A 1,395-nucleotide genomic window follows, 5' to 3' on the forward strand; every position below is an offset into this window, starting at 1 on the left:
AAAAATTTATCGAAACTACACATCATCTGTCTTGAATATTTTCAAAATTTACGCCTTTCCACCTTATTTTACCGCGAATTCCATCCAAAGCCCACGATTGCGCTCCTTTATTCGGCTCATTTCCGCCTCGTCTAAAGAAAAATAGCGCGCATTGTCTCGCTTTACTATACGTCGTTGCGTCTAAAATTTGCTCGGTCACGTATTGCATATATGCTCCCATCGCAAATTTCATCCGCACCTCGTCTAGTTTCGCAATACTGCCGCCTGTATTTTTGCGCTAAAATTTAACCCCGATCGCGCGCTGTTTTTTCAAATCATAATATGCGTGAGTAGATAAAAAAGTGCGCCGAATATGAGATAAATTTATAAATTGATTGGGGATTGAAATTTTAAAATTCTATTGCGAACTGCGCAAATAGGATCACGAACCCAGATCCGCCGAAATTTCAGACGCGGCCTGCTAAATTTCAGGGCGCCGTGGAATTTTAGAATTTAAAGTTACGGGTGAGCAGGGCGCCCGTCCGCGTATTTTAAACCCGCTAAATTTGAGCGAGCAGATGTCTGCACCGCAGACCTAGAAATTGCATCAGCCCTGCGCCGCAGCGCTTCCGCTCGCAAACGCCGCCGCATTCAGCGCCGCGTCGTAATCGGGCTCATCTACGATGTCGTCCGTGATCTGCTTGTAGGCGATCTTGCCCGCGGTGTCCACGACGAAAACCGCGCGGCACGTTAGCCCCGCAAGCGCGCCGTCCGCGATCAGCACGCCGTATGCGCGCGCAAACTCCTTATCGTGAAAATCGCTTAGTGCGCGTAAATTTTTGATCCCCTCGGTCGAGCAAAATCTGCCCGCGGCAAACGGCAGATCCATCGAGATCACGAAAACCTCGGTATTTTTTATACTCGCGACGCGCTCGTTAAATTTGCGCGTCTCGGTCGCGTACACGTCCGTATCCAGCGACGGCACGGCGATGATGACCTGCGCCTTGCCCGTGCCGCCGCCGACTTTGACCTCGCTAAGATCGGCCGCGACCAGACTAACCTCTGGCGCCTTATCTCCAAGCTTAAGCTCGCTGCCCGAAAGACCGACGCTTACGCCTTGCAATTTGGTTTGTTGCATAATTTTCCTTTGTTTTGAAATATTTAAAACGGGCGCATTATAAGCCCGTGAAAGCAGGCACCTGCTAAATCTGAAAACAAGCGAGCTTGGGTGTTAGCTAGGCCTACATGAACGGCACGTAGATTGCTCGAAGATAAAATTTTACGGCGTAAAGCGGCGGTGCAATTAAAGTGCCCGAGAATACCGCGACTTAGCCATAAAGCACTGGTGATTGCGATCCGATATAGGTCTATGATAGTTGCGCTCCAACCTTAAGGCTGCGTCGAAGGCAAAATTTT

2 protein-coding genes are annotated in these 1,395 nt (G+C 49.4%); both read right to left on the minus strand.

Annotated features, from left to right (window positions below):
• Positions 1–22: 22 nt before the first annotated feature.
• The gene (locus Q0340_RS11700) at positions 23–232 is read right to left on the minus strand and encodes a hypothetical protein (RefSeq protein ID WP_298083454.1); all 210 of its coding nucleotides are present in this window, start codon (positions 230–232) and stop codon (positions 23–25) included.
• Positions 233–586: 354 nt separating this feature from the next.
• The gene (gene tpx / locus Q0340_RS11705; protein ID WP_298083455.1) at positions 587–1,117 is read right to left on the minus strand and encodes a thiol peroxidase; all 531 of its coding nucleotides are present in this window, start codon (positions 1,115–1,117) and stop codon (positions 587–589) included.
• Positions 1,118–1,395 lie beyond the last annotated feature (278 nt).

The organism is uncultured Campylobacter sp., from assembly GCF_938045595.1.
In the GTDB taxonomy this organism is placed as follows: Bacteria; Campylobacterota; Campylobacteria; order Campylobacterales; family Campylobacteraceae; genus Campylobacter_B.

Excerpts from the sequence above, each read along its gene's own strand:
- Q0340_RS11700 (WP_298083454.1), bottom strand. The coding sequence starts at position 232 with ATGAAATTTGCGATGGGAGCATATATGCAATACGTGACCGAGCAAATT.
- tpx (WP_298083455.1), bottom strand. The coding sequence starts at position 1,117 with ATGCAACAAACCAAATTGCAAGGCGTAAGCGTCGGTCTTTCGGGCAGC.